Below are 6,352 nucleotides of genomic sequence, written 5' to 3'. Positions count from 1 at the left end.
CCTTTTGCACGGCCACGGGCAGACCCAGCAGGATGATGCGGGCTTTCAGGGACTCGGCGTCGTCCTGGCCGCGGAACGCGCCCGCTTGCAGGTAGTACGAGCCATTGGCCGATGCCGCCGGGGCGGACGATGCGGCCGGCGCCTTGACCGCGGGCGCTGGGCTGGGCGCCAGCTTGGCGATGGCCCGCCGCCAGCGCGCCGCCCACGCCCATCGCCAAGCTGGCGCCCAGCCCAGCGCCCGCGGTCAAGGCGCCGGCCGCATCGTCCGCCCCGGCGGCATCGGCCAATGGCTCGTACTACCTGCAAGCGGGCGCGTTCCGCGGCCAGGACGACGCCGAGTCCCTGAAAGCCCGCATCATCCTGCTGGGTCTGCCCGTGGCCGTGCAAAAGGCCGAAGTGAACGGCAAATCCATCAACCGCGTTCGCGTCGGGCCGTTCGCCCGCCTGGACGACATGAATCGCGCCCGGGGCCGCCTGGGCGAAAACAAGATTGAAACAGCGGTGGTGCGCCAGTAACGCGGCGCGCCGATCATGGTTTATTTGATTGAACTTATCCGGGCCCGGCCCTGTCTGTAACCTTTTTGTTCAGGAACATCATCCATGCTGTCCCCCAAGCTCATCCGCATCCTGGCAGCCGCCGCGCTGACCGCCACCGCGTTCTTCAGCCCGGTCAGCCACGCCCAAGGCGCCCAGGCCTACGTCGCCATCAATCCGCCGCTGCCGTCCGACACTCCGGGCAAGGTGGAAGTGCTGGAATTCTTCGCGTACACCTGCCCGCATTGCGCCGCCATGGAGCCCATGGTTGAAGACTGGGCCAAGACGGCGCCCGCCGATGTTGTCCTGAAGCAAGTGCCGATCGCCTTCAATGCCGGCATGAAGCCCCTGCAACAGCTGTACTACACCCTGCTGGCCCTGGACCGTCCGGACCTGCACGCCAAGGTCTTCACCGCCATCCACGGCGAGCACAAGCGCCTGATCGACAAGAAGGCCATGGGCGACTGGGCCGCCGCGCAAGGCGTGGACCGCGCCAAGTTCGACTCGGTGTTCGATTCGTTCAGCGTCCAGACCCAGGTGCAGCGCGCCAACCAACTGGCCGAGGCCTACCGCATCGACGGCACGCCGTCGTTCGCCGTCGGCGGCAAGTTCATGACCTCGCCCGTGCTGGCCGGCAACAGCTACGAAGGCGCCCTGAAGGAAGTGAACCAACTGATCCCGATGGCCCGCGGCAACTGACGCACGCCTGAACCGCAGTCCCCCAGACGCCCCGCGCCGCATCGGCCGGGGCGTTTTTCATGGGGTCGTCCCTAGGATGCATCGCCATTCATGGGCGCCTGCCACGGGCTACACTTCTCCCACAATAATTCGCCGCCGCTGGCGGCCTACAAGGGTGGAAGACAAATGAGACAGCAACTCCTGCGCCGCGCGGCGCTAGGCTTGTGCCTGGCCCTGGCCGGCGCCTCGGTGCATGCCAATGACGCCGACGGCGTGAAGATCGGCGTCCTGACGGACATGGCCGGCGTCACTGCCGACGCCACCGGCCGCGGGTCGGTCGAAGCGGCCCGCCTGGCCATCGAGGAACTCGGCGGCACGGTGCTGGGCAAACCCATCTCGCTGGTGTCCGGCGATCACCAGCATCGGCCCGACATCGGCAGCAGCATGGTGCGCAAGTGGTACGACACCGACGGCGTGGACGTGGTGGTGGACGTGCCCAACTCTTCGGTGGCGCTGGCCGTGCAGGGCATCGCCCGCGAAAAGAAAAAACTGGTGCTGTTTTCCAGCCCCGGCACCACCGCGCTGACCCAGGCGCAGTGCTCGCCCTACGGCGTGCAATGGACCTACACCACCTACGCGCTGTCGCGCGGCACGGCCACCGCCGTCGTCAACGAAGGCAACAAACGCTGGTTCATCCTGGCGTCCGACTACGCCTTTGGCAAGCAATTGGCCGCCGACACCGAAGCGGTAGTCAAGGCCAACGGCGGCGAAGTGGTGGGCACCGTGTTCCATCCGCTGAATGCGTCCGACTTTGCCTCGTTCCTGCTGCAGGCGCAGGCGTCCAAGGCGCAGATCATCGCCATCGCCAACGCGGGCGGCGACACGATTTCGGCGATCAAGCAGGCCGCCGAATTCGGCATCACCGGTGCCGGCCAGAAGTTGGCCGCGATGCTGCTGCTGATCACCGACGTGCACAGCCTGGGGCTGCAGGCCGCGCAGCAGACCTACCTGACGGTGCCATCCTATTGGGACATGAACGACGGCACGCGCGCTTTCACCAAGAAGTTCGAAGCCCGCCTGGGCCGTCCGCCCACCTTCCTGCAAGCGGGCGTGTACAGCTCGGTGCGCCACTACCTGCGCGCGGTGCAGGCGGCCGGCACGACCGAGTCGGACGCCGTGATGACCAAGATGAAATCGCTACCCATCGACGATCCCTTCAGCCTGAATGCGCACATCCGCCAGGACGGCCTGGTGGTGCGCGACATGATGCTGGCGCAGGTCAAGTCGCCAGCGCAGTCCAAGGCGCCTTGGGACTACTACAACATCGTGCGCACCATTCCGGGCGACTCGCTCGCCTGGCCCTTGTCGGAAAGCCAATGCCCGCTGGTCAAGCAATAAATCAGACAGAATCCGCCCCGCTGGCGCTGGCCGATTTCGGCAGCTTCTACGCCGGCGGGCGGCAGGTCCGCATCGAAGGACGCCCGCCGCGCGAGATCGCCTTTACCCGCACCGCGTCGCTGCCGTACGACCCAAACGGGCTGTATCACGTTGAACAGGCCTACGTGCAGTACTTCATTCCTGCCGAAAGGCGGCATCCCTTGCCGCTGGTGCTGCTGCACGGCGGCGGCATGACCGGCGCCATGTGGGAACAGACACCGGATGGGCGGCCCGGCTGGCTGCAGCATTTTTTGCGGCAGGGTCATGCGGTGTACGTAGTGGACAACGTCGAGCGCGGACGGGCGGGCTGGACGCCCTTTGAAGAGGTCTGGCCCGAGCCGCCCATCGTGCGCAACGCCGAAGAGAGTTGGTCGCTGTTCCGCTTCGGCCGTGCGCAAGACTACCCAACGCGCCGCGCTTTTGAAGGCCTGCGCTTTCCCATACAGGCGTTCGACACCTTCATCCGCCATGCGGTGCCGCGCTGGCTGGGCAACAACGATGCCGCCTTGGCGGGCTTTTGCGCGGCGCTGGAACGCATCGGCCCGAGCCTGGTGCTGGCGCACAGCCATGGCGGCGAAGTCGCCTACCGTGCGCTGCAAGCGCGGCCGGACCTGGTGCAAGGGGTGATCGGCATCGAGCCGTCGGGCTTCTCGGAAGCGGTGGCGCCCGCCAGCGTGGCGGGCAAGCCGTTCCTGTTCGTGTATGGCGACTACCTGGACGCGACAACGCTGTGGACCCGTCTGTGCCAGGCGGGGCAGGACTATGCGCAGCAACTGGCGGCGCACGGCGCGAACGTCGCGACGTGGCGCCTGGCCGACATGGGCATTGCGGGCAATTCGCACATGCCCATGATGGACGACAACAGCGACGACATCGCGGCGCGCATCAGCGCCTGGATACGGGCCGAGGCGGCTTGAGGGCGCGGCCCATCGCACGCGGCTGACCGAACAACGCCAGCGGCGCGCGCCCGGCCAGATCAGCCTGGTACGGCCGCGGCCTGTTCCAAGGCCTGCGTCAGATCCGCGATGATGTCCTGCGGCGACTCCAGGCCAATGTGCAGGCGCACCAGCGCGTTCTGGCCTTCGCCCCAATAGCGGTGATGCGACAGGTCCTTGGGCGACACCAGTTGGACCAGGCTTTCGTAGCCGCCCCACGAGAAGCCGATGCCGAACAGTTCCAGGGCATCGACGAACACGCGCGCCGCCGCCGGCGACAGGCGCAGCTCGACCGACAGCATGCCGTTCGAGCCCGTGCAGTCGCGCTGCCACAGCGCATGGCCCGGATCTTCCGGCAGGGCCGGATGGAACAGGCGCACGGTTTCGGGCCGGCCCTTGAAAAACGCGCAGACTTCCAGCGCATGGCGCGCGTGCTGGGCCATGCGGATAGGCATGGTGCGCACGCCGCGCAGCGCCAGCCAGGCATCGTCGGCGCTGATCGAATACCCCATCGCGTACTGCGTGCGGTTCAGCTGCTTGGCGATCTTTTCATCGTTGGTGACCACCGCCCCCAGCATCAGGTCGGAATGGCCGCCCACGTATTTGGTGCCGGCAATGATGGACACCTGCGCGCCCAGCGTCAGCGGCCGGTAGATGTAGCCCGACCCCCAGGTGTTGTCGGTGGCCAGCACCAGGCCGCGGCGCTGCGCGAATGCGGCCATGGCGCCCATGTCCAGCATTTCGAACAGCAGCGAACCGGGCGATTCGACGTACAGCAGCTTGGTATTGGGCTGCACCAGCGCGTCCAGGTCTTCGCCCGCGGCGAAGTAGGTCACGTTGATGTTCATGCGCTTGAGCACGGCATCGTCGAGCTCGCGCATCGGGCCGTAGACGCAATCGGAGATCAGCGCGTGATCACCCGCCGAGCACAGCGCCAGCATCACCATGGTCATGGCCGACAGGCCCGACGGCGCCAGGTAGGCGTGCGTGCCGCCTTCCAGCTGCGCAAACACTTGTTCCAGCGCCGCGTGGGTATCCATGCCCATGCGGCCGTAGGTGGTCGCGCGGCCGCCGGCGGCCTTGCTGCGCTGGGCCTTTTCCAGCGCGGCCAGGTTTTCGAACCGCACCGTGCTGGCGCGCATCGGCGGCAGCGGCACCGGCGCCGTGCCGGTCTCGGGGTTGTACGGGGCGGTGCCCGCGTGCTGCAGAACCGTATCGATGTGTTTGGTAGGCATCTTCAGGGGAATCTTGGCGTAGGGACGGGAATCCTGAACCATATCAGGAGCGGGCGGCGATGTCGCGCCGCGGGAATCGGCCTCAGTCGACCCAGCGTACCGTCGCGGCCAGGTCGGCCCGGCTGGTGCGATAGCTGTTGGCCGGATGCGCCGTATCCGCATAGCCGAACGAAATGGCGCAGACCACGCGGCGGTCGGCGGGCAGGCCGAGCGTATCGCGCAGCACCTCGGGATACATGGCCAGCGACGCCTGGGCCACGGTGGCCACGCCGTTGGCCTGCGCCGTCAGCAGGAAATTGGCGACGTATCCGCCGCAGTCGATGGCGCCGTATTCGCCCAGCGCCTCATCGGTCGTGATGACCGCCACGTGCGGTGCGTCGAACAGCTGGAAGTTGCGCAGTTCCTGGCGCCGGTAGGCTTCGCGGTCGCCCCGGGCCACGCCCACGGCGTTGTAGAGCTGGAAGCCCGATTCGCGGCGCCGGGCCAGGTAGTCGCCCTGGTATTCGCGCGGGAACGGGAAATCAGGAGAAAAACCAGACTGTTCCGCACGCTGCAACAGCGCCTGGCTCAGGCGCCGGGCGCCATCGCCCGAGGCCACCGTCACCTGCCACGGCTGGCAGTTGCACCAGGACGCCGTGCGCTGGGCCAGCGTCAGGATGCGTTCGATGACGGCCCGCGGCACCGCGTCGGGCAGAAAGGCGCGGCAGCTGTGGCGCGCGCGCAGCCAGTCTTCGAGCGCGGCATCGGGGCGCGCGGCAGATTGCGAAACTGCGGACATCGTGTCTCCTTTGTTTCCTCGTATGATGCCATTTCACAGCGGGCGCGCAAGGCGCCAGCCGACCCTGCGAGACTCCATGCTGCCCCTCGACTCCCTGATCGCGTTCTTCGGCATTGCCGTATTGCTGGCCCTGACCCCCGGGCCCGACAACCTGTTCGTGCTGATGCAATCGGCCATCTGGGGCCGCAAGGCCGGGCTGTTCGTGGTGCTTGGCCTGTGCACGGGCTTGCTCGGCCATACCGCCGCCGTGGCGCTGGGGCTGGCCGCCGTGTTCGCCGCGTCACCCATGGCTTTCACGGTGCTCAAACTGGCGGGCGCGGCCTACCTCGCCTATCTGGCCTGGCAGATCCTGCGCGCGCCGGTGCACGCCGAAAGCGGCCAGCGGCCCGCGCCGATGAAAACGTCCGCGCTGTACCGGCGCGGCATCGTCATGAACCTGACCAACCCGAAGGTGCTGCTGTTCTTCTTCGCGTTCCTGCCGCAATTCACCTCGCCCAAGCTGGGTCCGGTGGGTTGGCAGACGGTGCAGCTGGGCGCCGTGTTCATGCTGGCCACGCTGCTGGTGTTCGGCGCCATCGCGTTCTTTTCGGGCGCGTTCGGCGAACTGCTGCAGCGCTCGGTCACGGCCAAGCGCTGGCTCAACCGCATCGCGGCGCTGGTGTTCGTGGGCCTGGCCGTGCGCCTGGCCACGGCCACGCGCTAGCCGGATCGCGCGGCGCGGGTCCCCGTCGCTGGGACCCGGCCACGGCAGCGGC

7 protein-coding genes and 1 pseudogene are annotated in these 6,352 nt (G+C 67.5%); 5 read left to right on the top strand and 3 right to left on the bottom strand.

Annotated features, from left to right (window positions below):
- A partial coding sequence (locus tag A9974_RS29570) for an SPOR domain-containing protein (protein ID WP_370539685.1) occupies positions 1–91 on the bottom strand: 91 nt, incomplete at its 3' end.
- Positions 92–177: 86 nt separating this feature from the next.
- Between A9974_RS29570 and A9974_RS29565 the strand changes: the two are divergent.
- From A9974_RS29565 to A9974_RS26090, 4 genes and pseudogenes are all read left to right on the top strand, one after another.
- A pseudogene (locus A9974_RS29565) lies at positions 178–516 on the top strand (SPOR domain-containing protein); the annotation flags it as partial.
- An 84-nt stretch (positions 517–600) separates the two neighbouring features.
- Complete coding sequence (locus A9974_RS26100; protein WP_183007079.1) at positions 601–1,233, top strand: thiol:disulfide interchange protein DsbA/DsbL; 633 nt, start codon at positions 601–603, stop codon at positions 1,231–1,233.
- A gap of 165 nt (positions 1,234–1,398) precedes the next feature.
- Entirely contained in the window at positions 1,399–2,610 is a 1,212-nt protein-coding gene (locus A9974_RS26095; protein ID WP_183007078.1) for an ABC transporter substrate-binding protein, read from the top strand.
- Positions 2,589–3,566: a hypothetical protein gene (locus A9974_RS26090; RefSeq protein WP_183007077.1), complete on the top strand. Its 978-nt coding sequence runs from the start codon at positions 2,589–2,591 to the stop codon at positions 3,564–3,566. The genes A9974_RS26095 and A9974_RS26090 overlap by 22 nt, the downstream gene beginning before the upstream one ends.
- 59 nt (positions 3,567–3,625) lie before the next feature.
- Here A9974_RS26090 and metC read toward each other — a convergent pair whose 3' ends face one another.
- Both metC and A9974_RS26080 read right to left on the bottom strand, forming a co-directional pair.
- Positions 3,626–4,819 (bottom strand): cystathionine beta-lyase, encoded by a 1,194-nt coding sequence (gene metC, locus A9974_RS26085; RefSeq protein WP_370539684.1) that lies wholly within the window; start codon positions 4,817–4,819, stop codon positions 3,626–3,628.
- Between the two features lie 82 nt (positions 4,820–4,901).
- A complete protein-coding gene (locus A9974_RS26080) occupies positions 4,902–5,597 on the bottom strand; it encodes a nitroreductase (RefSeq protein WP_183007076.1) in 696 nt (231 codons plus the stop codon).
- Between the two features lie 76 nt (positions 5,598–5,673).
- Here A9974_RS26080 and A9974_RS26075 point away from each other — a divergent pair, with 76 nt between their 5' ends.
- Positions 5,674–6,300 carry a LysE family translocator gene (locus A9974_RS26075; protein ID WP_183007075.1) on the top strand — a complete coding sequence of 209 codons (627 nt, stop codon included), beginning with the start codon at positions 5,674–5,676 and terminating at the stop codon, positions 6,298–6,300.
- Positions 6,301–6,352: the final 52 nt, after the last annotated feature.

The organism is Achromobacter sp. UMC71, from assembly GCF_014170305.1.
Lineage (GTDB): Bacteria > Pseudomonadota > Gammaproteobacteria > Burkholderiales > Burkholderiaceae_B > Achromobacter.
Note: the sequence above shows the minus strand (reverse complement) of the source record. Positions and strands in the feature narration are given on the sequence as shown.